The sequence below is a fragment of the Rhodococcus sp. BS-15 genome (assembly GCF_000813105.1).
Classification (GTDB): domain Bacteria; phylum Actinomycetota; class Actinomycetes; order Mycobacteriales; family Mycobacteriaceae; genus Rhodococcoides.
The window spans coordinates 1-1,026 of sequence record NZ_BAOX01000568.1; the positions used below are offsets into that span (position 1 = coordinate 1).

2 protein-coding genes are annotated in these 1,026 nt (G+C 68.1%); both read left to right on the plus strand.

The features are described 5' to 3' along the window. Positions 1–115: 115 nt before the first annotated feature. The gene (locus tag RHBS_RS32445) at positions 116–409 is read left to right on the plus strand and encodes a BTAD domain-containing putative transcriptional regulator (RefSeq protein ID WP_374700686.1); all 294 of its coding nucleotides are present in this window, start codon (positions 116–118) and stop codon (positions 407–409) included. A gap of 189 nt (positions 410–598) precedes the next feature. Then, positions 599–1,026 (plus strand): hypothetical protein (locus tag RHBS_RS32450; RefSeq protein ID WP_374700685.1); only part of this gene is annotated, 428 nt, incomplete at its 3' end.

Below are 1,026 nucleotides of genomic sequence, written 5' to 3' on the forward strand. Positions count from 1 at the left end.
TGACGGCCAGTTCGGGCCGCGCCCTCGCGCTGTGGCGAGGCCCCGCTTTCGTCGAGTTCGGTGATCTGGCTTCGCCGTCGACGAGCGGGACCATCTCGACGAGGTACACGCCGTGGTGCTGGAATCGGTCTTCGAGGCCCGTCTGCAGCTCGGTCGACACGAGACGGTGATCGCCGAGATCGAGCGCGCACTGCGGGCTGCCCCGTTGCGCGAACACCTGTGGGGTCAGCTGATGATCGCCCTCGACCGGTCGCACCGCACAGCCGAAGCGGTGGTTGCCTTTCGGCGAGCAGAGGCGGTTCTGCACAACGAACTCGGGGTTGCTCCGTCGCGGTACCTGCTCGACATCGAGGCCTCCCTGTACGGCAACGGTTCGGTCAATCGAGCAGTGAGCCTCGTAGCGATGTGAGCTCGGCGCGGGTGCTGATCCCCAACTTCCCGAAGATGCGGTTGAGGTGTGTCTCGACGGTGCGGATCGACAGCACGACGCGTCGGCGATGTCGCGGTTGGACAGGCCGGATGCGGCGAGGGACGCGATCTGCCGTTCGCGTGCGGTCAGGGCCGGATCTCGCGTTCCGTGCAGCAGCGGCGTGCTGGGATGTCCACAGCGCGCGGCCAGTACGTGACCCTGCCTTCCCGCTGTCGCCGCGGCGCGAGGGCTACTGCGCAGCAACAGGTTTCGCGCATAGAAGTACATCTCGGCCGCGTGCAGGTCCAGGCCGTGTTTCTCGGCGCTCGCGGCCACGGCCACCACCTGCTCGGTGACCGCACTGTCCGGCCCGGACGGTGCTGCGAGCACCTCGACCATGCGTATTTCGGTGCGGGCCAAGTCCCCTTCGATCAGACCTGCCAGCTGGTGGACGGGAGCCAGTGCTGCAGCTGCCGCTCCGCACCGAGCGGCATCGACGTAGGAGAACAGCGCGGGCAGATGGTGGTCGACAGCGGCATGAGACTCGGCGGAGGCGATCAGCAGCTCGCAGGCCTCGTCGACGTCTCCGCGAGCAGCCGCGGCCCAGCCCAGCGCCG